At 72.2% G+C, this 24,669-nt stretch carries 30 protein-coding genes; 13 read left to right on the top strand and 17 right to left on the bottom strand.

Annotated features, from left to right (window positions below; all coding sequences use genetic code 11):
- Window positions 1-95: 95 nt before the first annotated feature.
- The 3 genes from EZM51_RS01580 to EZM51_RS01570 are packed head-to-tail and all read right to left on the bottom strand — an operon-like array spanning window position 96 to window position 3,775.
- Window positions 96-1,535 (bottom strand): lipase maturation factor family protein, encoded by a 1,440-nt coding sequence (locus tag EZM51_RS01580; RefSeq protein ID WP_136706385.1) that lies wholly within the window; start codon window positions 1,533-1,535, stop codon window positions 96-98.
- A gap of 49 nt (window positions 1,536-1,584) precedes the next feature.
- Window positions 1,585-3,027, bottom strand: a complete 1,443-nt coding sequence (locus tag EZM51_RS01575; protein WP_136706383.1) for an NAD(P)/FAD-dependent oxidoreductase — start codon at window positions 3,025-3,027, stop codon at window positions 1,585-1,587.
- 16 nt (window positions 3,028-3,043) lie between these two features.
- Complete coding sequence (locus EZM51_RS01570) at window positions 3,044-3,775, bottom strand: NUDIX domain-containing protein (RefSeq protein ID WP_136706381.1); 732 nt, start codon at window positions 3,773-3,775, stop codon at window positions 3,044-3,046.
- 80 nt (window positions 3,776-3,855) lie between these two features.
- Here EZM51_RS01570 and EZM51_RS01565 point away from each other — a divergent pair, with 80 nt between their 5' ends.
- A complete protein-coding gene (locus EZM51_RS01565) occupies window positions 3,856-4,650 on the top strand; it encodes an MBL fold metallo-hydrolase (protein ID WP_136706379.1) in 795 nt (264 codons plus the stop codon).
- A 3-nt stretch (window positions 4,651-4,653) separates the two neighbouring features.
- On the opposite strand, the gene EZM51_RS01560 is transcribed toward EZM51_RS01565, so the two are convergent.
- Window positions 4,654-5,223: an NAD(P)-binding domain-containing protein gene (locus tag EZM51_RS01560; RefSeq protein ID WP_136706377.1), complete on the bottom strand. Its 570-nt coding sequence runs from the start codon at window positions 5,221-5,223 to the stop codon at window positions 4,654-4,656.
- A 100-nt stretch (window positions 5,224-5,323) separates the two neighbouring features.
- Here EZM51_RS01560 and EZM51_RS01555 point away from each other — a divergent pair, with 100 nt between their 5' ends.
- The 3 genes from EZM51_RS01555 (at window position 5,324) to EZM51_RS01540 (ending at window position 7,250) form a co-directional block, all read left to right on the top strand.
- On the top strand, window positions 5,324-5,845 hold the full coding sequence (locus tag EZM51_RS01555; protein WP_136706375.1) for a MarR family transcriptional regulator: 522 nt from the start codon (window positions 5,324-5,326) through the stop codon (window positions 5,843-5,845).
- A gap of 197 nt (window positions 5,846-6,042) precedes the next feature.
- Window positions 6,043-6,669, top strand: a complete 627-nt coding sequence (locus EZM51_RS01545; protein WP_136706372.1) for an ATP-dependent Clp protease proteolytic subunit — start codon at window positions 6,043-6,045, stop codon at window positions 6,667-6,669.
- On the top strand, window positions 6,666-7,250 hold the full coding sequence (locus EZM51_RS01540) for an ATP-dependent Clp protease proteolytic subunit (RefSeq protein ID WP_136706370.1): 585 nt from the start codon (window positions 6,666-6,668) through the stop codon (window positions 7,248-7,250). The genes EZM51_RS01545 and EZM51_RS01540 overlap by 4 nt, the downstream gene beginning before the upstream one ends.
- A 64-nt stretch (window positions 7,251-7,314) precedes the next feature.
- Here the strand turns inward: EZM51_RS01540 and EZM51_RS01535 are convergent, their stop codons facing one another.
- Window positions 7,315-7,725 carry a helix-turn-helix transcriptional regulator gene (locus EZM51_RS01535; RefSeq protein WP_136706368.1) on the bottom strand — a complete coding sequence of 137 codons (411 nt, stop codon included), beginning with the start codon at window positions 7,723-7,725 and terminating at the stop codon, window positions 7,315-7,317.
- Between the two features lie 145 nt (window positions 7,726-7,870).
- Here EZM51_RS01535 and EZM51_RS01530 point away from each other — a divergent pair, with 145 nt between their 5' ends.
- Entirely contained in the window at window positions 7,871-8,374 is a 504-nt protein-coding gene (locus EZM51_RS01530) for a PaaI family thioesterase (protein ID WP_136706366.1), read from the top strand.
- Window positions 8,375-8,444: 70 nt separating this feature from the next.
- On the opposite strand, the gene EZM51_RS01525 is transcribed toward EZM51_RS01530, so the two are convergent.
- Window positions 8,445-8,921, bottom strand: a complete 477-nt coding sequence (locus EZM51_RS01525; protein ID WP_136706364.1) for a MarR family transcriptional regulator — start codon at window positions 8,919-8,921, stop codon at window positions 8,445-8,447.
- 82 nt (window positions 8,922-9,003) lie between these two features.
- On the opposite strand from EZM51_RS01525, the gene EZM51_RS01520 reads away from it, so the two are divergent.
- Window positions 9,004-9,591 carry an NAD(P)H-dependent oxidoreductase gene (locus tag EZM51_RS01520; RefSeq protein WP_136706362.1) on the top strand — a complete coding sequence of 196 codons (588 nt, stop codon included), beginning with the start codon at window positions 9,004-9,006 and terminating at the stop codon, window positions 9,589-9,591.
- A gap of 14 nt (window positions 9,592-9,605) precedes the next feature.
- On the opposite strand, the gene EZM51_RS01515 is transcribed toward EZM51_RS01520, so the two are convergent.
- Together EZM51_RS01515 and EZM51_RS01510 are read right to left on the bottom strand one after the other, a co-directional pair.
- A complete protein-coding gene (locus EZM51_RS01515; protein ID WP_136706360.1) occupies window positions 9,606-9,860 on the bottom strand; it encodes a hypothetical protein in 255 nt (84 codons plus the stop codon).
- A gap of 285 nt (window positions 9,861-10,145) precedes the next feature.
- Window positions 10,146-10,622, bottom strand: coding sequence for a MarR family transcriptional regulator (locus EZM51_RS01510; RefSeq protein WP_136706358.1), 477 nt, complete (start codon window positions 10,620-10,622; stop codon window positions 10,146-10,148).
- Between the two features lie 55 nt (window positions 10,623-10,677).
- Between EZM51_RS01510 and EZM51_RS01505 the strand changes: the two genes are divergently transcribed.
- Together EZM51_RS01505 and EZM51_RS01500 are read left to right on the top strand one after the other, a co-directional pair.
- Complete coding sequence (locus EZM51_RS01505) at window positions 10,678-11,664, top strand: zinc-binding dehydrogenase (RefSeq protein ID WP_169053744.1); 987 nt, start codon at window positions 10,678-10,680, stop codon at window positions 11,662-11,664.
- 91 nt (window positions 11,665-11,755) lie between these two features.
- Window positions 11,756-12,604: a glycosyltransferase family 2 protein gene (locus EZM51_RS01500; RefSeq protein ID WP_169053743.1), complete on the top strand. Its 849-nt coding sequence runs from the start codon at window positions 11,756-11,758 to the stop codon at window positions 12,602-12,604.
- On the opposite strand, the gene EZM51_RS01495 is transcribed toward EZM51_RS01500, so the two are convergent.
- Window positions 12,555-13,766, bottom strand: a complete 1,212-nt coding sequence (locus EZM51_RS01495; RefSeq protein ID WP_136706354.1) for an AI-2E family transporter — start codon at window positions 13,764-13,766, stop codon at window positions 12,555-12,557. The two genes, EZM51_RS01500 and EZM51_RS01495, sit on opposite strands and share 50 nt — an antisense overlap.
- 144 nt (window positions 13,767-13,910) lie before the next feature.
- On the opposite strand from EZM51_RS01495, the gene EZM51_RS01490 reads away from it, so the two are divergent.
- A complete protein-coding gene (locus EZM51_RS01490; protein WP_136706352.1) occupies window positions 13,911-14,507 on the top strand; it encodes an HAD family phosphatase in 597 nt (198 codons plus the stop codon).
- A gap of 63 nt (window positions 14,508-14,570) precedes the next feature.
- On the opposite strand, the gene EZM51_RS01485 is transcribed toward EZM51_RS01490, so the two are convergent.
- Window positions 14,571-15,266 (bottom strand): NAD-dependent deacylase, encoded by a 696-nt coding sequence (locus tag EZM51_RS01485; RefSeq protein ID WP_136706350.1) that lies wholly within the window; start codon window positions 15,264-15,266, stop codon window positions 14,571-14,573.
- 14 nt (window positions 15,267-15,280) lie between these two features.
- Between EZM51_RS01485 and EZM51_RS01480 the strand changes: the two genes are divergently transcribed.
- Window positions 15,281-15,934, top strand: coding sequence for a hypothetical protein (locus EZM51_RS01480; protein WP_211195782.1), 654 nt, complete (start codon window positions 15,281-15,283; stop codon window positions 15,932-15,934).
- Window positions 15,935-15,954: 20 nt separating this feature from the next.
- On the opposite strand, the gene EZM51_RS01475 is transcribed toward EZM51_RS01480, so the two are convergent.
- The 4 genes from EZM51_RS01475 to EZM51_RS01465 form a co-directional block, all read right to left on the bottom strand.
- Entirely contained in the window at window positions 15,955-16,494 is a 540-nt protein-coding gene (locus EZM51_RS01475; protein ID WP_136706348.1) for a putative immunity protein, read from the bottom strand.
- Between the two features lie 133 nt (window positions 16,495-16,627).
- Complete coding sequence (locus EZM51_RS01470; protein ID WP_136706346.1) at window positions 16,628-18,031, bottom strand: HNH endonuclease signature motif containing protein; 1,404 nt, start codon at window positions 18,029-18,031, stop codon at window positions 16,628-16,630.
- 86 nt (window positions 18,032-18,117) lie between these two features.
- A complete protein-coding gene (locus EZM51_RS20420) occupies window positions 18,118-18,291 on the bottom strand; it encodes a hypothetical protein (RefSeq protein ID WP_169053742.1) in 174 nt (57 codons plus the stop codon).
- Between the two features lie 201 nt (window positions 18,292-18,492).
- Entirely contained in the window at window positions 18,493-19,377 is an 885-nt protein-coding gene (locus EZM51_RS01465) for an alpha/beta fold hydrolase (protein ID WP_136706344.1), read from the bottom strand.
- A 152-nt stretch (window positions 19,378-19,529) separates the two neighbouring features.
- Between EZM51_RS01465 and EZM51_RS01460 the strand changes: the two genes are divergently transcribed.
- Together EZM51_RS01460 and EZM51_RS01455 are read left to right on the top strand one after the other, a co-directional pair.
- Window positions 19,530-20,039 (top strand): hypothetical protein, encoded by a 510-nt coding sequence (locus EZM51_RS01460; RefSeq protein WP_136706342.1) that lies wholly within the window; start codon window positions 19,530-19,532, stop codon window positions 20,037-20,039.
- A gap of 86 nt (window positions 20,040-20,125) precedes the next feature.
- Complete coding sequence (locus EZM51_RS01455) at window positions 20,126-21,214, top strand: PLP-dependent aspartate aminotransferase family protein (protein ID WP_248305406.1); 1,089 nt, start codon at window positions 20,126-20,128, stop codon at window positions 21,212-21,214.
- Window positions 21,215-21,251: 37 nt separating this feature from the next.
- On the opposite strand, the gene EZM51_RS01450 is transcribed toward EZM51_RS01455, so the two are convergent.
- On the bottom strand, window positions 21,252-22,079 hold the full coding sequence (locus EZM51_RS01450; protein WP_248305405.1) for an alpha/beta hydrolase: 828 nt from the start codon (window positions 22,077-22,079) through the stop codon (window positions 21,252-21,254).
- Between the two features lie 78 nt (window positions 22,080-22,157).
- Between EZM51_RS01450 and EZM51_RS01445 the strand changes: the two genes are divergently transcribed.
- Entirely contained in the window at window positions 22,158-22,973 is an 816-nt protein-coding gene (locus tag EZM51_RS01445; RefSeq protein WP_248305404.1) for an EI24 domain-containing protein, read from the top strand.
- 3 nt (window positions 22,974-22,976) lie between these two features.
- Here the strand turns inward: EZM51_RS01445 and EZM51_RS01440 are convergent, their stop codons facing one another.
- Window positions 22,977-23,576 carry a class I SAM-dependent methyltransferase gene (locus EZM51_RS01440; RefSeq protein WP_136706337.1) on the bottom strand — a complete coding sequence of 200 codons (600 nt, stop codon included), beginning with the start codon at window positions 23,574-23,576 and terminating at the stop codon, window positions 22,977-22,979.
- A 31-nt stretch (window positions 23,577-23,607) separates the two neighbouring features.
- On the bottom strand, window positions 23,608-24,549 hold the full coding sequence (locus tag EZM51_RS01435; RefSeq protein ID WP_136706335.1) for a cytochrome b/b6 domain-containing protein: 942 nt from the start codon (window positions 24,547-24,549) through the stop codon (window positions 23,608-23,610).
- Between the last annotated feature and the right edge of the window lie 120 nt (window positions 24,550-24,669).

Below are 24,669 nucleotides of genomic sequence, written 5' to 3'. Positions count from 1 at the left end.
GCTCCCGGATGTCACGCTGGCCAGCGCGGGTGAACACTCGGCGTGCGACCGACGACCACTCGGGGTCGAAACGGAGAACGGTTCCCGAGCCCCGCTCAGCGCAGCCCAGCGGGCCCGATGACCTCGCGCTCGAACGTGCGCACCCACCGGTCGCCCGTCTCGCGGAACTCCGCCCGCGTCGAGAACCGGTAGTGGTAGGCGCGCGCCCGCACCCACCGCGGCGGCGCCCCGTCGAACGGATCGACCGCGAGCAGGCGCAGCGTCGGGGCATCCGCTTCGAGCAGGCGCGCGAGGAACATCTCGAACCAGGGCTCCCACATGCGCCCGAGCGGCAGGAACCACATGAGCCAGTCGAGCCGCAGGTGGTACGGCGCCCACTGCCGCGGGATGGCGCGCACGTCGCCGGGCTTGCCCTTGAAGTGGTATTCGCGCCACTCCGAGTCCTCATCGGGCGCGTCGGCGAGCGTGCCCTCGACGATGAACTCGATGCGCCGCTTCGTCACGGTGCCGAACGCGCCGTAGGCGTTCACGAGCATCCAGCGGTTGAAGCTCGCGTTCATCAGTTGCCGCCGCGAGAGCAGGTTCTGCACGGGTCTCACGCTGAGCACGAGGAGCAGCACGGTCACCGCGGCGACGATGATGAACCACCACAGCGGCGTGGTCGCGGCATCCGTGCCCAGGTCGGTCGGGATCGCAGGGATCAGCCAGTGCCACACCGAGTCCGAGATGGCGGATGCCCCGAGCACCACCGTGATCCAGTTCAGCCACGCGAAGTTGCCGGTCACGATGAGCCAGAGCTGGGTGAGCACGATGACCGCGGCCGCGGCGGAGCCGATCGGCCCGGGCACGAAGAGGAGGAACGGCACGACGAGCTGCGCGAAGTGGTTGCCGAGCACCTCGCCCTTGTGGAACCACGTCGGCAGCAGGTGCGCCTGTCGGCTCAGTGGGCCGGGCATCGGCTGCGTCTCGTGGTGGTACATGAGCGCCGTGAGGTCGCGCCATTCGCTGCCGCCGCGGATCTTGATCATGCCGGCTCCGAACTCGAGCCGGAAGACGAGCCACCACACCGCGACGAGGATCAGGATCGACGGCGGCTGGTCGTTCGAGCCGAGGAACGCCATGATGAACAGCGCCTCGCAGAGGAGCATCTCCCAACCGAAGCCGTAGAACGTCTGGCCGACGTTCACGATCGAGAGGTAGAGGATCCAGAGCGCACCGAACACGAGCATGGGCACCCATGGCGGCCCCAGCTGCGGGAGTCCCACGACGACGGATGCCGCGAGCACGAGCCCGGTGACGGCGACCGCGACGAGGCGGCGGTCGGTGTAGCCCCAGCGGAACAGGCTCGGGCCTCGGAGTCTCGACGCGATCCGGAGGAGCTCGGGCACCGGCAGCAGTCCGTGCTCGCCGAGGAGGGGACGGAACTGGTTCAGCGTGGAGAGGAACGCGACGAACGCGAGCGCCGCGACCCCTCGCTGCAGCACCTGGCGGGCGATCTCGTAGTCATGCGCGTCGAACCAGTCGAGCCAGTCCACGCCCTCACGCTACCGCGAACCCCGCAGTTTGAGGAGGCGCGTCCGCGGCCTACCCCGGGAAGCCGATCCCGAACCGCTCGCGCAGCGCGAGGCGCGCCGCCCACCAGCCGTTCATGCCGTGCACGGCCGGCCCGGGCGGGGTCGCGCTCGAGCAGAGGTAGACGCCGGGCACCGGCGTGCGCCACGGCGCGGGCGACACCACGGGCCGTTTCACGAGCTGCGCCATCGTCAGTTCACCGGCGTAGATGTCACCGCCGACGTAGTTGGGGTTGTGCTCGGCGATCTGGGTCGCCGTGCTCGACGCCGACGCGAGGATCGTGTCCCGGAACCCGGGCGCGAACCGCTCGATCTCCGCCGTGATCAGCTCGGTGGCATCGAGCGTCGAGCCCGCCGGCACGTGCGTGTACGCCCACAGCACGTGCTTGCCCGCCGGCGCCCGGGTCGGGTCGGCGACGCTCGGCTGCGTCACGAGCACGTACGGATGCCGCGCCGGCGCGCCGTCCGCTCCGGGTTGGTAGCCACGCCGCACGGCGTTCTCGGCCGCCGCCATCTCGGCCCGCGATCCGCCGACGTGCACGGTCGGCGCGAGTCGCACGTCGGGATTCGCCCAGGGCACCGGCCCATCGAGCGCGAAGTCGACCTTCGCGACGCCGGACCCGTATCGGTAGCGGCGCAGCGCCCGGGCGTACCGCGCCGGCAGGTCGGCCGTGAACAGCAGGTCGGGTGCGGTGTCGAGCAGGACAGCCCGGGAATCGGACACCTCCGAGAGGCGCGACACCGGGGCATCCGTCACGATCTCCCCGCCCAGCGCGCGCAATTCGTCGGCGAGCGCGTCGGCGATGGCTTGCGATCCACCGGCGGGGAATCCCCAACCTGCGCCGTGCGCGTGCATCGCGAGGAGGAGTCCGGCGCCTGCCGACGGCAGCGAGGGCATGCCGCCGGCGGCATGTGCGACGACCCCGGTGAAGAGCGCGGGCGCGACATCCCCATCGAACCGAAGGTTCCACGCCGACGTACCCTGCTCGAGCGCGCGCAGGCCGAAGCGCACCGCGGCGATCGGGTCGCGCGGCACGCGCAGCAGCTGCGACCCCGTGAACGACACGACGCCCCGCCGCCGCGCGAGGAGGGGGCCGATGAGCCGGCGCCACGCCGGGCCGTCGGCACCCAGGGCGTCGACCGTGCGGTCGAGGTCTCGCCAGGCCACTCCAGCACGACCACCGTCGAGCGGATGCGCGTACGAGACCTCGGGCACGATCCAGTCGATCCGGTCGAGGAGGCCGAGCCGCCGGAACACGGGCGAGGCGAGCGCCGCCGGATGCACCGCCGAGCACACGTCGTGCCGGAACCCGGGCAGGGTGAGTTCGGCCGTTCGCACCCCGCCGCCGATCGTCGGGGCGCCCTCGAGCACGCGCACCGAGAGTCCCGCGCGCGCGGCCACGACCGCGGCGACGAGCCCGTTGGGCCCGCTCCCCACGACCGTGACGTCGATCACGCGATCAGGGCCCGGCTCAGAAGGAGTTCAGGTAGACCCACGGCAGGCGGTCCATCATGAGCCGGTGGCGGTTGCCCTCGGCGTCGGGAGCGTCGTCGGGCACGTCGGGGTCGAGCTCCTGCCGTTCCCGTTCGGCCTCGTACTCGTCGTCCTCCTGCCAGAGGATCATGGTGCCGTCGTCGCTGAATCGCGAGACGTACGGGCGGACGTCGCCCGAGCGCAGCTCCGCGAGGGCCTCGTCGACGGATGCCGCGTCCTTCAGCCCGTGCAGCGTCACCCACGTCGGCGGCCACAGCGACATCGAGCCGGCGCTGTGGCGATCGATGGCGTCGATGGGCCGGATCCACTCGACGGCCATCACCTCGTCGGGATCGGGACGGATCTCGCCGTCGGGCACGCGTACGGCGAAGAACGTGGTGCTGAGTCGCTTCTGGGTGGTGGTCGGCGGCGGTGTCCACCGCGAGAACGCCACGAGCTCGTCGGCGTCGAGCTCGAGTCCGAGCTCCTCGCGCGTCTCGCGTACGGCCGCGCGGCGCGCGGCCTCCTCGGTGTCGACCGGGCCGCCCGCGGCGTCCTCCTCGTCGACGGCGCCGCCGGGGAAGACCCACGCCCCGGCGAACGAGCCGCGGTCGCGCGGTCGCTCGGCGAGGAGCACTTCGAGGCCGCGTTCCCCGTCGCGAAGCATCACGACGGTCGCGGCCGAGCCAGGAACCTCGTCGTTGGTGAGTGATTCAAGGTCGCTGTCCATGGACTCAGACTAGGCGCGTCGAGCCACTCGCGCACGGGTACGGCGCGCCCGCGGCGAAACGGCGCGGCTACACTGCCGACATGGCTGAGGCATCCGTCGGCGGCGACGCCGTCTCCCGATTCGCGACGCTCGTTCGGGCGCCCAACCCCGGACCCATGACGCTCGACGGCACGAACTCGTACGTGCTGCGCGCACCGGGCTCGCAGGGAGTGGTCGTGGTCGATCCAGGGCCGTCGGATGCCGCGCACCTGCGCCGCCTCGCCGATGCGGGCCGCGTCGAACTGGTGCTGCTCACGCACCACCACGTCGACCACAGCGAGGCGCTCGCGGAGTTCGCGGCCATGGCGGATGCCCCGGCGCGCGCGATCGATCCGGCGTTCTGCATCGGCGCCGATCCGCTCGTCGACAGCGAACGCATCGAGGCGGCGGGACTCGCGCTGCACGTGATCGCGACCCCCGGCCACACGGCCGACTCGGTGTGCTTCGTGCTCCCCGACGACGGCGCGCACGGCGCGGTGCTCACGGGCGACACGGTGCTCGGCCGCGGCACGACGATCATCGCCGACCCCGATGGTGCGCTCGGGCCGTACCTGAACTCGCTGGGGCGGCTCCGAGCACTCGGCGCGACCGGGGACGTGACCGTGCTGCCGGGTCACGGGCCGGTGCTCCCCGATCTCGCGGCGGTCTGCGACGCGTACCTCGCGCATCGCACCGAGCGGCTCGACCAGATCCGCGCCGCCCTCGACCGGCTCGGTGCCGACGCATCGGCCGAGCAGGTGACCGATCTCGTGTACGCCGACACGGATGCCTCGGTGCGAGGTGCAGCCGAGGCATCCGTTCGAGCGCAGCTGCGGTACCTCAGGGGCACCGCGTAGGCGTCACGCCGCGACGGCGAGGCCGCCCGTCCAGTTGATCTTCTCGGCGGCGGCGAGCGTGATCTGCAGGAAGCCGATGGCCTCGAGCTCGCGGGCCCGCTTGAGGCTGCCTGCGTCGACGGCGTCGAGGTCGCCGGCGCGCACGACGTCGGAGAGCGCCTGCTTGGCGTCGGCGTCGTCACCCGCGATGAGCACGGTGGTCGGCCGGCCGCCGACGGTCTTCGACGCGAGCGTCGCGGCGAAGTTCGTGTTGAACGCCTTGAGCACGGTCGACGCGGGCAGGGCCTCGGCGAGCTGGGCGGCCCGCGAGCTGTCGGCGGGGACGACGAGCGAGTCGAAGGTCTCGAAGTCCAGCGGGTTCGTGATGTCGACGACGATCCTGCCCGCGAGCTGGGCGCCGCGCCGGGCGACGATGTCGTCGAGCGCGGTGTGCGGCACGGCGAGCACCACGATGTCGCCCGTGATGGTGTCGGTGTCGCGCGTGACGTACTCGACGGTGTTGCCGCCTGCCGCGACGACGCCGCCGATGGCGCTGCCCATGTTGCCGTTTCCGATGATGCTGACGGTGGTCATGTCGTCCTCTCCGCGCCGTCCGGCGCGATTACTTGTGGGTACAACAAACACCATAACCCCAATTCAGTTGTCGCGTCAACCAATGCGATAGACTGGCGACATGAGCGCCGACACGAGATGGTTGAGCACCGAGGAATCCGCGGCCTGGGTGCGCCTCGTCGCGCTCGCCGAATTGCTCCCCGGCGCGCTCGACGCGCAGCTGCTGCGAGACGCGGGGCTCACGCACTTCGAGTACGTCGCGCTCATGGCACTCGCGGAGGCACCCGACCGCACGATGCGCATGACCGAACTCGCCTCTCGCACCAACGCCACGCTCCCCCGCCTCTCGCACGTCGCGCGCCGCCTCGAGGAGCGCGGGCTGATCCGCCGGTTCCCGTGCCCGACCGACCGGCGCGCCACGAACGCGACGATCACCGAAGCCGGTCTGCAGCTCATCGCCGATGCCGCGCCGGGCCATGTCGAGACGGTGCGCGCCAGCGTGCTCGACGTGCTCACGCCCGAGCAGCTCGAGCAGCTCTACGCGATCGCGGGCGCGGTGCTCGCGCGGCTCGATCCCGACGGGCGGCTCACGGCCACGTCGTGCCAGTTCAGCGAGGGCCCGGCGGTCGCGCGCGCGGGCTGACGCGGCTCCGGGTCGCGCGATCGAAGTCGCAGTCGTGCGACCTCCGCGGCTCCGAAGCCTGCACGACTGCGACCTTTGCGCCGCCGACCGCGCCGCTGCCGCCGACCGCGCCGCTGCCGTGGGCAGCACTGCCCACGGCAGCACTGCCGTGGGCAGCACCCGCCCCGCGGCATCCGTTCACGACGCACGCTGGACGCATGAGCGAAGACCAGTCCACACCCATCCAGCCGATCGACGCCGAACTCACGCGGCGGCTCTACCACGAGCGCATCATCGTCCTCGGCGAGGAGCTCGACCAGGCGGGCGGCAACCGCCTCATCGCCCAGTTGCTCACCCTGTCGGCCGACGACCCTCGCCGCGACATCCGGTTCTGGATCAACTCCCCCGGCGGCTCGGTGCCGGCGATGCTCGCCATCATGGACGTGATGCGCGCCATCCCGAACGACGTCGCGACCATCGCCGTCGGCTGGGCGGCGAGCGCCGGACAGTTCCTGCTCACGGCGGGCACCCCGGGAAAGCGGTTCGCGCTGCCGCACGCGCGCATCCTCATGCACCAGGGGTCGGCCGGCATCGGCGGCACCGCGGTCGACATCGAGCTGCAGGCCGAGGACCTCCGCTACACGCGCGACACCGTGCTCGGCATCACCGCCGAGCTCACCGGCCAGCCGATCGAGCGCATCGCGCAGGACTCGCTGCGCGACCGGTGGTTCACGGCCGACCAGGCAGTCGACTACGGCTTCATCGACCGCGTCGCCCACGAGGTCGAGGAGCTGATGCCGATCCCCGGCCGGGGCGTGATGACCGGCTTGGGGGTGTCGGCATGAGTACCTACACGATCCCCTACGTCATCGAGAAGCGCGGCAACACGGAGCGCTCGCTCGACGTCTACAGCCGCCTGCTGTCGGAACGCATCGTCTACCTCGGCACCGAGATCGACGACGGCGTCGCGAACGTGCTCATCGCACAGCTGCTGCACCTCGCGTCGGAGTCGAGCGAGACGCCGATCAGCCTCTACCTCAACTCGCCGGGCGGCTCGCCGGGCGCGGCGCTCGCGGTCTACGACACCATGCAGCACATCCGGCCGGATGTCGCGACGACGTGCGTCGGCCAGGCGGGCGGGCCCGCGGCGGTGCTCCTCGCGGGTGGCGCGAAGGGCCTGCGGGCGATCCTCCCGCACGGCAAGGTGACGCTGCACCAGCCCGCGTCGCAGGGGCGGGGGACGGTGCCCGACCTGATCCTGCATGCCGACGAGGTACTGCGGGTGCGGGCCGACCTGGAGACGGCGCTCGCGGCCGACACCGGCCAGGATGTCGCGAAGCTGCGTCACGACACCGACCGCGACCTCATCCTGCCCGCGCAGGCCGCCGTCGACTACGGGCTCGCCGACCGCGTGCTCGCGGGCTGACGCGCCCCGCCAGGCGCGGCCGGCGGGGCGGCTGGCGGAGCGGCGCACCGACCCGCGAGGTGCGTCAGGCCGCGAGCAGGAACACGTCGGCGACTGCGCTGGGCGGATGCCCCGGCAGCGCGTCGGCCCGGAATGCCAGCGACGCCTCGAGGAGCAGCCTCTCGCGCCGCTCCGCCTCGCGCCGCTCCTCGTCGAGTCGGGCACCGAGCCGGTCGCCCACGCGGCGCACGACGTCGAACAGTTCCAGCCCGAGCGCATCGGCGACGGACCCGAGGATCTCGCTCGACGGCTCCTTGCGTCCGCGCTCGATCTCGGAGAGGTACTGCGGCGAGACGCCCGCGGTCGCGGCGACCTCGGTGAGGATCCGCTCCTGGTCGAGCCGCTCGCCGCGCAGCACCTCGCCGAGCACGTGCCTCCAGAGCGGCTTCGGCGCGTGCGATCCGGTACCTCGCGTGAACTCGATGACGCTGCCCATGTCGAGAGGCTAATCGCCCATCGCGGCCGTCGACAGGGCGATCCGCTCAGAGCAGAATCCGCTCTTTACGGCGACACCTCGGTGGGAGCACGCTGGGGTGGACGAACGAACGGGCGATCCGCCCCGGTCCGGAGGGAGCGGTGACATGACCGACGTCACGGCGCGCAGGAGCAAGACCTTCGAGTGGGTGGACCCGCTTGCGACGGCCGACCAGGTGATGGGCATGAGCGGCCTGGAGTACATGCACGCGGTCCGCGACGGCACCGCCCCGTGGCCGCCCATGGGCGTGCTGATGAGCCTCGAGATGGTAGAGGCCGAGCACGGCCGCGTCGTGATGACCTGCGCACCCGGTGAGGAGCACTACAACCCGCTCGGCATCGTGCACGGCGGGCTGCTCTGCACGCTGCTCGACACGGTCATCGGATGCGCGACGCACACGACCCTCGAGCAGGGCACCGGCTACACGTCGATCGAGCTCAAGGTCAGCTATCTCCGGCCGGTCACGCTCGACACCGGCTCCCTCACCGCCACGGGAACCGTCGTGAAGGAGGGCCGACGCGTGGTCTTCGCCGAGGGCGGGGTCGTCGACGCCGAGGGCAATCTCGTCGCGACGGCGTCGAGCTCCCTGCTCGTGCTGTCGTCGCGCTGACACGAGCGCGATCGCGACGGCCACGCGCGGGCGCGACGAGGCCCGTGCGACGTGCGCGGCGCGGGTGCGGTCAGTCGGCGCCGGACTCCGACGGAGCGACGAGCCGGGCGAGCACGCGCGTCGAGGCCTCCGCGATGGCCCGCTTCTCATCGGGCTCGAGCAGATCGAGGAAGAGCGAGCGGATGTCGCGGGCGTGATCGCGCATCGCACGCAGCAGCGCCCGCCGGCCCTCGCGCGTGAGCACGACCCAGGAACCACGCCCGTCGGTGTCGCACTCCTCGCGTTCGACGAGGCCGCGGGCGACCATGCGGGTGAGCTGGTGCGAGAGTCGGCTCTTCTCCCAGCCGATCGCGTCGCCGAGCGCGCTCGGGCGAAGCCGGCGCTCGGGCGCCTGGAACAGCGCGAGCATCACGCCGTAGTCGCCCTGCGAGATGCCGGCGTCGCGCTGGAGGCGCCGATCGAGCTCGCGGGCGAGTTCGTGCTGGACGCGCACGAAGTCGGCCCACATGGCCCACTCGGCCGCGTCGATCTCGGACACCTCGGACATGATCCGATCATATCCCTAAGTTGTTGACACGTCATCTTCCCGGGTTATGATGACACGTCAACTACTTCTCGAAAGGAATTCAATGTCCGCAGTCAGGATCGGCGTCATCATCGGCAGCACCCGCCCCGGCCGGGTCGGCGACCAGGTCGCGCGCTGGGTGCTCGAACACGCCGCGGCACGCAGCGACGCAGAGTTCGAGCTCGTCGACCTCGCCGACTTCGCCCTCCCGCATCTCGACGAGGCGGCGCCGGCGGCCCTCGGGCAGTACGCCAACGACCACACCAAGGCGTGGGCCGCCAAGGTCGGTTCGTTCGACGGCTACATCTTCGTGACGCCCGAGTACAACCACTCCACTTCGGGGGCGCTGAAGAACGCGATCGACTTCGTCTACGCCGAGTGGAACAACAAGGCCGCGGGGCTCGTGAGCTACGGCGGCGCCGGCGGCACGCGAGCAGCGGAGCACCTCCGTCTCATCCTCGGCGAGCTGCAGGTCGCCGACGTGCGCCAACAGGTCTCGTTCTCGCTGGCGACCGACTTCGAGGCCTACACGAGGTTCACGCCGGCCGGGTATCACGCGGGCATGCTCGCCGCCCAGCTCGACCAGCTCGTGCCGTGGGCCGCCGCCCTTCGCTCGGTGCGCGAGGCCGCTTCGCTCGCGCAGGCCGCGTAGGCGCTCGCCGGGCCCTACGCCGGGGCGTTGTCGGGGTCGACCGACTCGATCGTCTCCTCCTCGACCGCGTTGTCGGCTTGGAGGTCGTTGACGTCGGGCCCCTTGTGCGGCGTCTTCTCGGCGTGCGGCGTCTTCTCGGCGTGCGGCGTCGTCTCGGCGTGCGGCGTCGTCTCGGCCTCGGCGGCGAGCCCGACACCCGTGTCGTCGGGCTCGCCGGAGCCCTGCTGCCGGTCGGGGCGGTCGGGGCCCGGCTGATCGGGATCGCTCATCGGATGCTCCTCACTCGCGGCTTCTCCCACGAGCGTCCGGCGGGACTGCGGCATCCGTCAACGGCTTGACTCGGCGGCTTGACTCGGCGGCCGACTCGGTGGCCCGCTCGGTACCCGAGCGAGCGCCTCGCCGATCAGCACTAGAGGGCGCGCCGCCGCGCAGGCCAGAATGGGCCCAAGACCCCTGGAGGTGCACGATGACCATCGAAGCCGTCATCTGGTCGATCCTCGGCGTGACCGCCGTCGTCGTCGGCGTACTGGGACTGGCTGCACTCTGGTCCCTGATCAAGGCGCCGCGCTGACCGGGGGTCGCGCCTCGCGCGACCCGTCCAGCTCTTCGCGAAGCTGCCGCAGCTCGGCGGTGATGCGCCGGAGCGCCTCGCCGTGCCGTGCGGCCAGGCCGCTCGCGAGCGGCTCCCGCGCCCGACGCGCGGCGGCGGCCTTCGCCGCTCCGTCGTCGGTGAGGGTGAGGAGCGACGCTCGACCATCGTGCGGCGAGCTCTCGCGGCGCACGAGCCCCATGGCCTCCAATCGCGAGACCAGCCGGCTCGGATGCCCCGACTCCGCCACGAGATGTTGCGCGAGCCCGCTCAGCGTCACAGGCTGGCGCTCCTCGAGCGCCATGAGCGCGTCCGCCTGCACGCACGACAGCCCGATCGGGTGGAACGCCTCCGCCAGGGCGGCGTTGAGCGCCGGCACGAGCGCCTTCACCTCGTAGGCGAATTCGATCGCGGCGGACGAGGGGCTTGCAGCCTGTGACATGTCATGTATCTTAGACGACATCAATTACGTGACATGTCACAGAATCGAGCAGCCCATGGAACGCATCCTCGTGAACCGATTCGGCGGGCCCGAGGTGATCGACCTCGTGCCCGCCTCCGCCCGGGTGGCGGGCCGGGGCCGCGTGCGCGTCCGGGTGACGCACGCCTCGGTCGGATCGACCGACGTGCTCGCCCGTCGCGGCCGCTACCTGCTGCAGCCCTTCCCCGGCTTCACGCCCGGCTACGACTTCGTCGGAGTGCTCGAGACGACGACGTCGGATGCCGCGGCCCGCGGGCTCGCCGTCGGCACCCGGGTCGCGGCGTGCCTGCCGCGCATGGGTTCGCATGCCACGTCGATCCTCGTGCCGCCACGACTGCTCGTGCCCGTGCCCGACGCCCTGCCGTCCGAGATCGCAGCCGCACTCCCCCTCGACGCCCTCTCCGCGGAACTCGCCCTCCGACTCGCACGCCTCCGCCCCGGTGATCGCCTCCTCGTGCAGGGCGCGAGCGGGGCGGTCGGCTCCCTCATCACGCAGCGGGCCGTCGCGGCGGGCCATCCGGTCCTCGGCACGGCATCGGCGGCCAATCGCCGCACCGTCGAGGCGCTCGGCGCCACCTGGCTCGACTACCGCGACCCCGAGCTGGTGGCACGCGTGCGAACAGCGACGACGGGGGGCATCGCCGCGGCCGTCGACCACACCGGCTCGAACGGGGTGCGTGCGGCCGTGGCATCCGGCGGCACCGTGGTGCGCCTGTCGTTCGTCGGCCGACCCGGCCGGGAACGACGTGACACCGTCACGGGGAGCCTCGCGACGTTGTCGCGGGCAGCCGCTCGACCGCGTGAGCGACTGGTGTCGGTGCCCGCCTTCGTCGCGACCCGCCCGGCCCGCGCGCGATCGCTCCTCGCCGGCGAACTCGATCGCGTCGCGAGCGGCGAGCTCCGGGCGCCGTCCGTCGAGCTCGTGCCGTTCGCCGACGCCCGCGCGGCGCACGAGCGCGTCGACCGGGGGCTCGCGGGCGCCAAGGTCGTCCTCGAGATGTGACGCACCGCCGCGCGCACCGCCGACGCGCACCGCCCGCGCACGCCGCGCAACCCCTGGCCCGCAGCGGCGACCCCGCCCTAGCGTGGGCGACGTGAGCAGCGCAGGCGGTGGGGACGATCGCGCGAACGACGACGACCGTGCACGCACGCCGGCGGCGTCCATCCGTGCGCCGAGCGCCGGCTGGCCCACCGTCGCGATCGTCATCCCGGTGCGGAACGACCGCGGCTACCTCGCACGATGCCTCCGTTCGATCGAGGCGCAATCGGTGCCGCCCGACGAGCTCATCATCGTCGACAACGGCGAGAACGGCGACCTGGGCGAGCTCGCCGCGCGCTTCCGGTTCCGCATCGTGGCGGAGCCCGTGGTCGGCATCCCGGCGGCGACGGCGACCGGCTTCGACGCGGCATCCGCCGAGGTGCTCGCGCGCATCGATGCCGACTCGGTGCTGCCGCCGCGGTGGGTGCACGCCGCGCGGGAACGGTTCGCCGATCCCGCGGTCGAGGCGGTCACGGGCTGGGCATGGATGCCGAACGCCCCGCGCCGCGTGTCGCGGCTCGGCGTCGCCGCCTACCTCGGCGGATACACGCTGGCTGCGGGCATCGGGCTCGGCCATCGCCCGCTGTGGGGATCGTCGATGCTCGTCCGCCGACACGTCTGGAGCGTGGCCCGGACGCGGTTCTGTCGCGGCGACCAGCGGGTGCACGACGACCTCGACCTCAGCGTGCACCTGCCGCCGGGCACGCGCGTGATCCGCGACCGGCACCTGTCGGTCGGGGTCTCCTCGCGTCCGTTCCGCGACGCGGCGAAGCTCCGGCGGTACGTCGCGATGGCGGTGCACACGTTCGTGAAGCACTGGCCGCGTGAGCTGCCGCCGTTCCGCTACCTGCGCATCATCCGCGCGCGGGCGACGCGCCGGCGTCGGGGCGCCGACGCCGCCTGAGATGGTACGTCCTGCGTTCGTCGAGAGAGGGGTCGGGCGCGTCCCAGACCTTGACGATCGCCCAGCCGACCGCGGTGAGCGGCACCGCCAGCACGGCGCCCGCGATGCCGCCGAGGATGGTGCCCGCGGTCAGGGCGATCAGTATGACGAGCGGATGCAGCTTGAGCGACTGCGCCATCACGACCGGCTGCAGGAGGTCGCCCTCGAGCTGGTTCACCAGGATGACGATCGCGACGACGATGAGGGCGACGATCGGTCCGTTCGCGACCAGCGCGACGAGTGCAGCGAGGATGCCCGCGACGGTGGCTCCGACGAGCGGGATGAACGCCGTGAGGAACACGATCACCGCCAGCGGCAATGCGAGCGGCACCTGGAGGATCGCGAGGCCCAGACCGATGAAGAACGCGTCGACGAACGCCACGATCGCGGTGCCCCGGACATAGCCGCCCAGCACCTTGACGCCCGTGACGCCGATGCGGCGCCCGCGCTCGAGGCGCACCCCGTCGAGCGGTCGCATGAAGAACGCCCAGATGCGGTCGCCGTCCTTGAGGAAGAAGAAGAGCACGACGACCATGAGCAGCAGCCCGGTGATGAACTCGGTCGCCCGCGAGACGCCCAGGAGTGCGCCCTGGCTGAACTCGGCGCTCGTCACGAAGTCGACGATCGCGTCGCGCGCGTCATCGATCTGCTGCTGGTCGATCGGGATCGGCAGCGTCTGAATCCAATCGAGCAGATCCTCGAAGCCCTGCGCGGCCGAGTCCGCGAGGTCCGCCCATTGGCTTCGCACGGCGAACACGATGGCGGTGATGATGCCGCCGAGCACGAGGATGCCGCCGAGCAGCGTGATCCACGCGGCGAGCATGGGCGAGACCCGGTGCCGCCGGAGCCATCCGACCAGCGGCGCCGCCGCCGCGGCGAGGATGAGCGCGACGAGGACGGCGATGAGGAGCACCTTGACCTGCACGAGCGCCCAGATCGCGAGCGCGGCGAGCGCCACGACGATGAGCACCTGGAGGCTCCGGATGGCCCAGCGGCCGAGGCGGTCGTTCCAGATCGAGCCGAGGTTGGAACTCCGTGGCGCGTCGCCGACCTCGCCGGACGGTGATCGTGATGCGCCCGGCCGCTCGGCGGAGGGCTTCTCGCGTCGTCGTGGCATCCGCATGCCGCCACACTACGAATCTTCGGGCCGGTCGTGCGCCCCCTCGCGGGCGCGCCGCCGATCCGTTAGGGTCCCGCGACCGCACGGTGGGGTCCGTGGAACCGGCTCCCGGAAGGTCCTCGAGCGCGTGCTCGGTAGAGTCGAGGAGTGATCCGTGCCGTCCTCTTCGACCTCGACGGGGTCGTGCGTCATTTCGACCAGCGGAACGTCGCCGCCATCGAGGTCCGGCACGGCATCGCGCCGGGCACGATCGAGGGCTTCGCGTTCAGCAGCCCGATGATCGAGATGGTCACCACGGGACGCATGACCCGCCGGGATTGGATCGCGCAGGTCGGCGACCTCGTCGGCAATCGCGACGCTGCCGAGGAGTGGGGTCGCCAACCCTTTCGTGCGGACCTCGGCGTTCTCGCGCTCGCAGATGAGCTCCGCGCGATGGGACTCATGACGGCGATCCTCACCAACGGCACCGACACCATTCCCGCCGAGGCGAAGGCACTCGGCCTCCACGCCCACTTCGACGACATCTTCAACTCGGCGACGATCGGATACGCGAAGCCGGACGAGCGGGCGTTCCGGCACGTGCTCGACGCCCTCGGCGTGACCGGACGGCACGTGTTCTTCACCGACGACTCCCCCGCGAAGCTCGTGGGAGCGGCGGCGCTCGGCATGCCGACGCATCACTACACGGATCTCCACGGGTTGCGTGGCGCGCTCCGCAATGGCGGGGTCGACGTCGAGCCGTAAGACAGGGATGGGGCCCGGGGCACGCGCAGGCCCCGGGGGCCGCGCACGCCCCGAGGCCCGCGCTCAGTCGCGAGCCGCGAGCACCTCGTCGACCCACGTCGGCACCACGACGCTCGCGGGCCCGTGCCGCACCTCCTCGAACAGCGGCGTGATCTCGCTCGCGGCGAGATTCAGCTCGATCGTTCGGGCGCCGAACTCGGCCGCCGTCATCACGAAGCCGGCGGCCGGGTAGACCGCGCCCGAGGTGCCGATCGCGGCGAACACGTCGCACGCGAGGAGCGCCTCGTCGATCTCGTCGAGACGGTACGGCATCTCGCCGAACCACACGACGTCGGGGCGGAGCATCCGCTCGCCGCATTCCGGGCACGAGGGCCGCCCGATGAGGTCGGCGACGATCGGCGAGCGCGACTCGCACGCCGTGCAGCGCGCCGTGAGCAGGTCGCCGTGCATGTGCAGCACCCGGCGCGACCCGGCGCGCTCGTGCAGGTCGTCGACGTTCTGGGTGACCACGAGCAGGTCGTCGCCGAGCTCGCGCTCGAGGCGGGCGAGCGCGTCGTGCGCGGGATTCGGCTCGACCTGCGCGACGGCGTGGCGGCGCGAGTCGTAGAAGCGGTGCACGGTGTCGGGGTCGCGCTCGAACGCCTCGGGCGTCGCCACGTCCTCGACGCGGTGCCCCTCCCAGAGCCCGCCCGCGTCGCGGAAGGTGGGCACGCCGCTCTCGGCGGAGATCCCGGCACCGGTGAGCACGACGAGTCGCATGCCTCCATTGAACCGTGTGCGCACGGCTCCACGGGTACGCCGGCGGACGTATCCGGGATGACTCCGACGAGCGGATGCCGCCGCCACGCGCCGTCGGCATCGTGGACGTCATGAACGTCACCACGACCACCCCCACGATCGCGGCCGGCCGCGCACCGGCCGATGCCCGCGTCATCCGGCTGCACCTTCCGGCCCGGGTGCGCAAGCTCGTCCTGCTCGTGCATCTCGCTGCGGCGGGCGTCTGGCTCGGGCTCGACCTGGTGCTCGGCATCCTCGTGCTGACGGCGCTCGGCGCCGACCCGACCGCTGCCGCCGCCGCCGCCGCGAGCCTCGCCGCGGTGGCGACGTGGCCGCTCGTGATCGTGGGCGTCGTGACGCTCGTCTCGGGGGTGCTGCTCGGACTCGGCAGCAAGTACGGACTCGTGCGCTACTGGTGGGTGCTCGCGAAGCTCGCCATCAACCTGGTACTCGTCACGCTCGTGGTGCTCGTGCTCTGGCCCGGCATGACCGCGATCGGGGAGGCCGGGCGTGCGGCACTCGAGTCGGGCGATACGCCCGTGGTCGGCGCAACGCTCGTGTTCCCTCCCGTCGTGTCGTCGACGGTCGTGATCGTCGCGATGACGCTCTCGGTGTTCAAGCCGTGGGGGCGGGTGCGGCGATCGCGCTGAGCAGCACGTCGACCGCGGCATCAGGTCGCGGCGCGAAGGGCGTCGTCCAGTTCCCGAAGCAGTTGACCGACGCGCCCTCCACCGGGCGGCGCTGTGGGGTAGCGCCCGAGCACGTCGATGATGATCGGCGTCGCGCGCCGGCGCGCCTGCTCGAGGTGATCGGCGCCGACGGCGTGGTCACCGCCCGCCATCAGTTCGGCCGCTCGCGCGGCGTGGGCCGCGGCCCCCAGGATGTGCTTCACCTGGTGTGCGTCGGCCAGCGGATGCAGGTACGCGGCGCCCGCCGCGGCCATCGCTGCCCGTGCGGCGTCGCCTGCGGCCGTGGTGCCCGCAACACGGGCCGCCTTGAGCGCAGCCCAGGCGGTGTCGCGTAGTGTCTTGCCGCGTTCCCCGCCTCGAGCGAAGGCCCATGCGGCGTCGATCGCGGCGCGAGGACGGGAGTCGGCCGGGTGTTCGCGTTCGAAGATCCCGAGGACTCCCTGTGCGCTCTCGGCGGCGTACCGTGCGACCTCACGGAGCTCCTGCATGCTCAGGACGAGCTCGCCGGTCTCGTTCGCCATGGGCACCATCCTCGTCTCGGGCGCAGTGATAACGCCACTCGGCGCTCGCGGTCACTCGGCCCCCACGGCCCCGCAGCGCTCGCGAGCGCAGCCCCGAACGGCGAGGGTCGTGAACGTATCGGTCGATCACCGCTCAGAACGGTGGCGACTCGTCAGCCGTCGTCGCATGTCGCAGCCGATGCTCTGGCTCTCGCCGCTCCGGCGGCCCGGTGGTGTCGGCACCGCTCGGGATGCGGCGTCGTGGGTGGGTGATGTGGCGGCGGCCGGCCGGCGACGTCCACTCGAGCACGCCCCCGGCCAGGTGCCGCACCGACCAGGAGGTCTCGTGTTTGAGGTGGTGGTGGAGCGGACACAGGTGCGCGAGGTTGTCGAACGCGGTGCAGCCGCCGTGGTCCCAATCGTCGGTGTGGTCGACGTCGCATCGGACCGCACGACGGTTGCAGCCGGGGAATCGGCACGTTTCGTCGCGAACCTCGAGCCACCGCTTCAGGTCCGCCGGCGGTCGGTAGCTGGTTCGGTCGACATCGAGCACCGTGCCGGAGACCGGATGGGTGAGCAGCCGGATGAACGACGGCGCGTGCGCAGCGAGCCGGCGAGCGGTGTCTGCGTCGATCGGCCCGTACCCGCCGAGCGTTGCCGGCTCCGCGGACGCACCGAGGAGCGTCATCACCGGCACGGTCACGTGTACCGTCGGACGGACCGTCGCGGCCGCCTCGGCGAACTCGGAGTCGGCCGGCAACCTGCCGTGGAGCAGCAGGTCGCGCGCCGCGTCGGCCCGCACCTGGTCGACGAGCCTCGGGTCGGAGCGGCCTCCGCCGCCGCCGACGGCGCGGGCGACGCGATCGAGCCGATCCTTGATCGACATCGCGTCGGCCGCGGGCAGCAGGGCGTGCAGCCAGGCCATGCCCTCAGGGGCGGGCTCGAGCTCCACGCGGCGTTCCGCGCGTGCCGCGCGGTGCCGCTCGGCGATCGACTCGGACAGGAGTTCCTCCCGCAGGGCCCGGGCCCGGCGGCGCAGCGTTGCCGCCGTCGTGCTCGCGGCGACGACGGCGAGTCGCTCGTCGAGCCGGGTGCGCAGTGCCGGCTCACCGCCGAGGTCGGCGGTCTCCTCGACGATCACCGCCGCATGCCGGGCACTGATGAAGCCCTCGCGCATCGCGCCGAGCGTGGCCGGCAGGCCCGTGGACAGCGCCCACGCCTCGGCGATCTGGCGTTCCATCGTGCGTTCGGGCACTCGCAGCGCCGTCGCGAGCTCGGCGGTCACGCTGCGCCGAGCGAGCTCGTGCCGACGCTGCGGCGACAGCGTCGGCGCCACGAACGCCTCCTCGCTGCGCAGCGCATAGCTCACGGCGAGGAAGATCAGGTCGACCCGCATCGCCGCGTTCATCGCCTCGACCCGTTGCGCCTGCACGGCCGCGTCGATCAGCTCGGCCAGACCGTCTTGCGCCATCGCATACGGCGAACGGACCTCACCGGACGGCAGGTCGAAGCGCTCGGAACTCTTGGCTGACCAGCCATTCGAACTCCGATTGGGCATGTCCCGATCCTACCGGAACTCGAACATGTATTCGAGTCCTGTGGGAAACTCGATGGCCGAACTTCCAAATGCAGGTTCGATCGATCTCAATCCGACGAGCGGAAGAGTGCGCGCAGCACGAAGAACACCACGACGGCGACCACCGCGACGATCGCGAGCTTGACGATGAACCACAGCACGCTGAAGACCACATCGACGATGAACCACGCGATGAGCACGGCGGCGATCACGCCGATGACGGTCCAGACGGTACGGCTCATACCTCGAGGCTAGCCGACGAGGCCATCCGTCCTCCCCACCGGGTGAGCCGAGATCGACGACGGATGCCGCGAGCCGGCCGAGCCCGCAGCGCCATCAGCGCCGGCCGCGCCACCGAGCCGGCAGCGCCATCAGCGCCGGCAGGGTCATCAGCGCCGGCGGGGTCATCAGCGCCGGCAGGGCCGTCAGCGCCGGCAGGGCCGTCAGCGCCGCACGAACGCGGCGATGATCGCCGCGAGGTCGTCGGGCCGATCCTCCTGCAGGAAGTGGCTCGCGGCGTCGAGCACATGCACGTCGGCCGGGTCGACGCCGAGGTCCGCGACGAACGCCGGCACCAGGCGCGCCGCGTCGAGCACGGAGTCCTCGCCGCCCCAGATCACGGTTGCCGGAACCTCGAGTCGACGCAGCGCGGCGGCGTACCGGGAGAACTCCGCCATCGCGGCATCGAGCCCGGCCGCGAAGGCGCGGAACGCCCGCCAACTGCCCTCGTGCAGGGGTGTCCACTGCGCCTCGACCACCTCGGGGGCCAATCCTCGACCGGCGTGCGTGAACCTGCCGAGAAAGTCCGCGATCATCCGCCGCCCCAGCCGCGAACCCATGAGTCGTGCGAGCGGTGCGCCGATTGGTCCGTCCACGAGCAGCGCCTCGCGCGGCGGCGTCATGAGTTCGGCGTAGGCCGAGGTGTTGAGCACGACGAGCGCTGCGACGCGTTGCGGTTCCCGGTCGGCGATCTCGAACACCCAGGGACCGCCGAGGTCGGGTCGAGCGCCACGAAGGTCGCCCGCTCGACGCCCAGGGTGGTCGAGGAGCGCCGTGATGCGGTGGGACTGGGCCTCGGCCGTGTGGGCCGCCGTATCGCGCGGCTTGTCGCTCGCGCCGAACCCGAGCAGGTCGGGAACGATCACGCGAAGCCCGGCGTCGGCGAGCCGATCGGCGATGCGTCGGTAGAGATACGAGGAGGTCGGCATGCCGTGCACGAGCACGACCGGCTGGCCGTCGCGCGGGCCGAGGTGGAGGTAGGCGATGCGGCCGCGGTCGACGGCGAGGGTTGAGAGGCGGGCGCGATGCGCCGGCAGGCTGGCGTTCATGGGCAACGACGCCACGGTCCGGAAGGAGCCGAATCGATTCCCGATCAGGGAATGGAAACCACGCCCCCGGCGTGCGAGACTTCGGCCATGTCCGAGACGGCCACCGCGTCGAGCGCCTTCGGCGAGCGCCTCCGCGCCTGGCGCAGCGCCTGATGCGCGCACACGAGCCGTATCCCGCCCTGCTCGTGGACTCGCACTGGAACGTCGTCTCGGCCAACGACGGCGCCGTTCGGCTGTTCGGCGCGGATGCGGTCGGCAGCAACGTGGTGCGGCGCTTCGTGCTCGGCACCACGGCCAGGACCTCGATCGTCAACCGGCCCGACGTCGCGGGTGCCACCCTCGACCGGCTGCGCCACGAGAGCGACCGCGCTCCGTTCGACGGCGAGCTCGCGGCGCTCCTCGCCGAGGCCGAGCTCGCCGTCACCGGGATCCCCGGCCTCTCGGGCGCGCGACCGGCCGCCGCGGCCGTGTGTCCCTGGTTCCGCATCGACGACGCCGTGGTGCGCACCATCGCCATGGTGGCCCGCTTCGATCTGGTCAGCGAGGTCACGCTCGACGAGCTCCGGGTCGAGCTGTTCTCCCCGCAGGATGCCGCAGCCGAGCGATACTTCCGGGACGGTGCGGGTGCACGCGTCGGGGGCGACGACGCTCGCGCGGACTGAGTCGGACGACCGCCGGCGATACGCTGGCGATGGCGCGCCGCCGCGGCCGCGACATCCGCTCACCCTCGACTCGACGGAGGTACGACGTGCACGACGCGAACACGACAGGAACCGACGTGCTGCACCCCGAGACGTTGGCCATCACCGCAGGCCGCCCGCCGCATGGCGTGGACGCGCCGATGAACGTGCCCGTGCACCTCACCTCGACCTACGGCGCGGGCGGCGACCTCGAGTACGGGCGGTACGGCAACCCCTCGTGGACCGCCTTCGAGCACGCCCTCGGCGCGCTCGAAGGTGGGCGGTGCGTCGCCTTCGCCTCGGGGATCGCCGCCATCGCCGCCGTCATCGACCTGGTGGAGCCCGGCGGCACCGTCGTGGCGCCGCGCCACTCGTACACGGGCACCGTGGGACTGCTCGGGGAGCTCGAGTCGAAGGGCCGCCTTCGCGCGGTGTTCGTCGACATCACCGACACGGCGGCGGCGGTGACGGACGCCTGCGCGGGTGCCGCGATGCTGTGGTTCGAGTCGCCCACGAACCCCGCGCTCGAGGTCGCCGACCTGCCCGCGATCACGCGCGGCGCACACGAGCACGGTGCTCTCGTGGCGGTGGACAACACCTTCGCGACACCGCTGCTGCAACGTCCGCTCGGGCACGGCGCCGACCTGGTCGTGCACTCGGCCACCAAGTACATCTCGGGTCACAGCGACGTGGTCATGGGCGCCGTGATCGCGGCATCCGACGACCTGGCCGCCGCCATCGTGCGGCACCGCTCGCTGTTCGGGGCGATCCCCGGCCCGCTCGAGGTGTTCCTGGCCCTGCGGGGCCTGCGCACGCTGCCCGTGCGCCTCGAGCGTGCGCAGTCGAACGCGCAGGAGCTCGTGCGCCGCCTCACCGGCCACCCGGCGCTCGAGGAGGTGCGCTACCCGGGGTTCGGCGCCATCGTGTCGATCGTCGTGCGCGGGGGCGCCGACCCCGCCGACGCCCTCGTCGAGCGCACATCGCTGTGGGTGCACGCCACGAGCCTCGGCGGGGTCGAGTCGACGTTCGAGCGTCGTCGCCGGTGGCCCGCGGAGGCGCCGACGATCCCCGAGGGCCTCGTGCGCCTCTCGGTCGGGCTCGAGCACGTCGACGACCTGCACCGGGATCTCGTGACCGCCCTCGACTCGCTCGCCTGAGCTCCGCGACCGAACGGCCCTCGAGGAGGCCGACCCGTCACCGTGCCCGTTCGAGCAACCAGTCCATCGCGTCGGGCACCGTGCCGAGCACCGAGACGTGCCCGTCGTCGAGGCGCATCCAGAGCTGCGCGTTCGGCAGCCGGCTCAGCATCCACGCCGCGTGCGTGCGTGGCACGACCCGGTCGCCCTCGCCCTGTACGAGCAGCACGGGCGCGGCGACCTGCTCGAGCTCGAAGCCCCACGGCGAGGCGAAGGCGACGTCGTCGTCGATGAGGCCGTCGGGGCCGAACGCGTCGGAACGGCCGACGTCGGCGCCGAGCGATGCCCACTCCCCCTCGAGCGCGGCGTAGTCGGCCGGGAGGAACTGCTCGGGGTCGAACTCGTCCGTCTCGGCGAAACGCGCACGGGCCTCGCGTCCGTCGAGCGCTGCGCGGAGCGCACCCGGCGAACGCATGCCGGCGAACCAGTCGAACGCCTCGGTGTACGGCGCGATGCCCGCGATCGAGACGACCGCCGTCACCCGGCGCGGCTCGAGCGCCGCACCCGCCAGCGCATGGGGCGCGCCGCCCGAGGCGCCCATGGCGGCGAACCGCTCGACCCCGAAGGCGTCGGCGACCGCCGCGACATCCGCCGCCGCGGACGCCACATCACGTCCCGGCCGCGGCGAGGAGCCACCGTAGCTCGGGCGGGCATAGGAGATGAGACGGATGCCGCGAGCCGCCGCCGCGGCGAGCACCGGCTCGAGCGGGGCGCCGGTCTGCGGCGACCCGTGGTGCCAGACGAGCGTGAGGCTCGACGCGGCCCCCGGCCCGGAGTGCGTCCCCGTGTCGTAGGCCCGCAGCACCCGGCCATTCTCGAGTCTCACGTCGCGCGCGTCCACCATGTCCGGTCTCCCGTCGTCAAGCCCGATCCTCCGCCGCGCTGCCCACTCTAGGCTGGGCGGGTGACACGCGTGGCCGGGGTGCTGGGCCGGTTCTTCACCGGCGTCGGCATGCTGCTGCGCGGCTTCGGCTTCTGGGCGAGGCGGCCGGGCATCATGCTGCTCGGCCTCATCCCGGCGGCGATCGTGTTCGCCGTCATCGTCGGCGCCCTCGTGGCCCTCGGGTTCGGCATGCCGACCCTGACCGACTGGCTCACGCCGTTCGCCGACGGGTGGGACGACCCGTGGCCGGGCATCCTCCGCGCCGCCGTGGGCGCGATCCTGTTCGCTGCGGCCATCGTGCTGGCCGCGGTCACCTTCACGGCGCTCACGCTCGCGGTGGGCGACCCGTTCTACGAGCGGATCTGGCACGCGGTCGAACTCGAGGTCGGCGGCTCGGTGCCCGATCACGGCCTCGGCTTCTGGCGATCGGTGCGCGACTCGCTGAAGCTCATCGGCCTCGGGCTGGTCGCCGCGATCGCGGTGGCCCTCTCGGGCTTCGTGCCCGTCGTCGGCGCCGTGCTCGCTCCCACCCTCGGCGTGATCCTGTCGGGTCGGCTGCTCGCGATGGAGCTGAGCTCCCGGGCGTTCGAGGCGCGGGGCATCGCCGGTTCCGCCCGCCGCGCGATCCTGCGCGGGCACCGGGCCCAGCTGCTCGGCTTCGGCGTCGCGACCCAACTGTGCTTCATGATCCCCTTCGGCGCGGTGTTCGCGATGCCGGCCGCGGTGGCCGGGTCGACGCTGCTCGCGCGGTCGGCGCTGGACGCGGCCGCGGCGGCCGCGAGCGCCGGCGCCGCCGTCACCACCCCGGGCCCGACGCCGCCCGCCGTCCGGCCCTGACGGTCAGGCGCTCGGGGCGCGTCCGTCGAAGAGCAGCATCGGCACGGGACCGAACGGCATGGACCGCACCCGCAGCCGCCGCACGTCGGTGCCCACGAAGCCCGCCGCGACGAGGGCCGCCTCGGTGTCGCGGTCCCAGTGGCAGCCGTGGCAGAACCGCTTCGAGAAGGGGGTCGCGACCCGCTGCACCGCCCGCTTCAGCGAGCGCGGCGGGGCCAGGACGTGATCGACGAAGACCACGCGGCCGCCGGGCACGAGCACGCGCCGGATCTCGGCGAGCGCAGCGGACGGATCGGTGACGGAGCAGAGCACGTACGTTCCCACGACCGCGTCGACCGAGGCATCCGGCAGCGGAATCGACTCCGCGACCGCGTCGAGCGGCTCGGCGGCGTGCCGCCACTCCCGGGCGCGGGTCGCGAGTTCGGCGCGGCGCGGCGCGTGGGGTTCGAGGCCGACCCACTCCACCCCGGGATCGAAGGCGCCGAAGTTCTCGCCGTCGCCCGCACCGATCTCGAGCACCCGTCCGCGCACCCGCGCGACGAACTCGCGCTCGAGGTCGTCGAGCTCGTCGTCGTCGATGAGCGGGATGGGCGGCACGGTCACCCTCGCACGCTAGCGCGCCTTCGCGCCGACGTCAGCCCTGCACGCGTCCGGATGTCGCGGCGATGCGCTTGAGGAGCGGCGGCTTCGCGAGCACCCAGACGACGGCCATGACCACGACGGATGCCGCGAACACGGCGAAGCCCACCCAGTCGTCGGCGTCGCGGGACGCGTACATCTGGTTGAGCTTTCGGAGCATCCCGGTCGTGAACACGAGCACCACGTGCACGAACGTGAAGACGAGGAACACCAGCATCACGGGATAGTGCACCGCGCGGGCGAGCTTCTCGGGGATGACGCGGACGAGCGGCCCCTCCAGCGGCCACACCGACGAGAGCCGCAGCCCCGAGAGGATTGCGAGCGGGGCGGCGACGAACACGATCGCGAAGTACGTGAGCTGTTGCAGCGAGTTGTACACGACCCAGGAGTCCTCGGTCGGCCAGTCGAGCGAGGCGTACTGCAGCGCGGCCGACAGGGCGTTCGGCATCACGGCCCAGTCGGTCGGCACGAGGCGCAGCCACTGGCCGGTGGCGAACAGCACGACGACGTACACCACGCCGTTGGCGATCCACAGCACGTCGAGCCAGAGGTGGAACCAGAGGTGGATGCCCATGCGCCGCGGCGCCCGCTTCGTGCGCGGCCACCGCGTGTTGTCGCGCGTCCAGAACCCGGGCGGACGCTTCTTCGAGTGGAGCTGGTAGCCCGTGCGCACGAGGAGCAGCAGGAAGAGCGAGTTGAGGAAGTGCTGCCAGCCGAGCCACGCCGGGATCCCGACCGGGGTGCCCTCGGGCGGCGGCACGATGCCGGGATACGCCTCGACGAAGTCCGCCACCGCGGGCATCCCGCGCAGCCAGCGCGCCACGAGCACGCCGAGCACGACCACCACGACCGCGATGACGGTGGTCCAGAGCACCTGCTTGCGCTTCGCCCTCCACCATTCGGCGGCGCGAGCGGACTTCGGCGAGGTCACGGTCATCTCGGAGGCGATTCCTTCTCCGGCGGCGGGCCGGGGCATCCGTCCGACCGACGGCGCGGGAGGCACTCGACGGCCGCAGCGGTGGATTGCGGATGCCTCGACGATATCGCCGGTGGCCGG

Origin of the sequence: Agromyces sp. H66 (assembly GCF_004959775.1) — a bacterium.
GTDB lineage: Bacteria > Actinomycetota > Actinomycetes > Actinomycetales > Microbacteriaceae > Agromyces.
This window is presented reverse-complemented; position numbering and strand designations above follow the sequence as displayed.

Coding starts and splice junctions, on each gene's coding strand:
- EZM51_RS01570 (WP_136706381.1), bottom strand. CDS start 3,775: ATGGACAGCGACCTTGAATCACTCACCAACGACGAGGTTCCTGGCTCG.
- EZM51_RS01565 (WP_136706379.1), top strand. CDS start 3,856: ATGGCTGAGGCATCCGTCGGCGGCGACGCCGTCTCCCGATTCGCGACG.
- EZM51_RS01560 (WP_136706377.1), bottom strand. CDS start 5,223: ATGACCACCGTCAGCATCATCGGAAACGGCAACATGGGCAGCGCCATC.
- EZM51_RS01555 (WP_136706375.1), top strand. CDS start 5,324: ATGAGCGCCGACACGAGATGGTTGAGCACCGAGGAATCCGCGGCCTGG.
- EZM51_RS01545 (WP_136706372.1), top strand. CDS start 6,043: ATGAGCGAAGACCAGTCCACACCCATCCAGCCGATCGACGCCGAACTC.
- EZM51_RS01540 (WP_136706370.1), top strand. CDS start 6,666: ATGAGTACCTACACGATCCCCTACGTCATCGAGAAGCGCGGCAACACG.
- EZM51_RS01535 (WP_136706368.1), bottom strand. CDS start 7,725: ATGGGCAGCGTCATCGAGTTCACGCGAGGTACCGGATCGCACGCGCCG.
- EZM51_RS01530 (WP_136706366.1), top strand. CDS start 7,871: ATGACCGACGTCACGGCGCGCAGGAGCAAGACCTTCGAGTGGGTGGAC.
- EZM51_RS01525 (WP_136706364.1), bottom strand. CDS start 8,921: ATGTCCGAGGTGTCCGAGATCGACGCGGCCGAGTGGGCCATGTGGGCC.
- EZM51_RS01520 (WP_136706362.1), top strand. CDS start 9,004: ATGTCCGCAGTCAGGATCGGCGTCATCATCGGCAGCACCCGCCCCGGC.
- EZM51_RS01515 (WP_136706360.1), bottom strand. CDS start 9,860: ATGAGCGATCCCGATCAGCCGGGCCCCGACCGCCCCGACCGGCAGCAG.
- EZM51_RS01510 (WP_136706358.1), bottom strand. CDS start 10,622: ATGTCACAGGCTGCAAGCCCCTCGTCCGCCGCGATCGAATTCGCCTAC.
- EZM51_RS01505 (WP_169053744.1), top strand. CDS start 10,678: ATGGAACGCATCCTCGTGAACCGATTCGGCGGGCCCGAGGTGATCGAC.
- EZM51_RS01495 (WP_136706354.1), bottom strand. CDS start 13,766: ATGCGGATGCCACGACGACGCGAGAAGCCCTCCGCCGAGCGGCCGGGC.
- EZM51_RS01485 (WP_136706350.1), bottom strand. CDS start 15,266: ATGCGACTCGTCGTGCTCACCGGTGCCGGGATCTCCGCCGAGAGCGGC.
- EZM51_RS01475 (WP_136706348.1), bottom strand. CDS start 16,494: ATGGCGAACGAGACCGGCGAGCTCGTCCTGAGCATGCAGGAGCTCCGT.
- EZM51_RS01470 (WP_136706346.1), bottom strand. CDS start 18,031: ATGCCCAATCGGAGTTCGAATGGCTGGTCAGCCAAGAGTTCCGAGCGC.
- EZM51_RS20420 (WP_169053742.1), bottom strand. CDS start 18,291: ATGAGCCGTACCGTCTGGACCGTCATCGGCGTGATCGCCGCCGTGCTC.
- EZM51_RS01465 (WP_136706344.1), bottom strand. CDS start 19,377: ATGAACGCCAGCCTGCCGGCGCATCGCGCCCGCCTCTCAACCCTCGCC.
- EZM51_RS01460 (WP_136706342.1), top strand. CDS start 19,530: ATGCGCGCACACGAGCCGTATCCCGCCCTGCTCGTGGACTCGCACTGG.
- EZM51_RS01435 (WP_136706335.1), bottom strand. CDS start 24,549: ATGACCGTGACCTCGCCGAAGTCCGCTCGCGCCGCCGAATGGTGGAGG.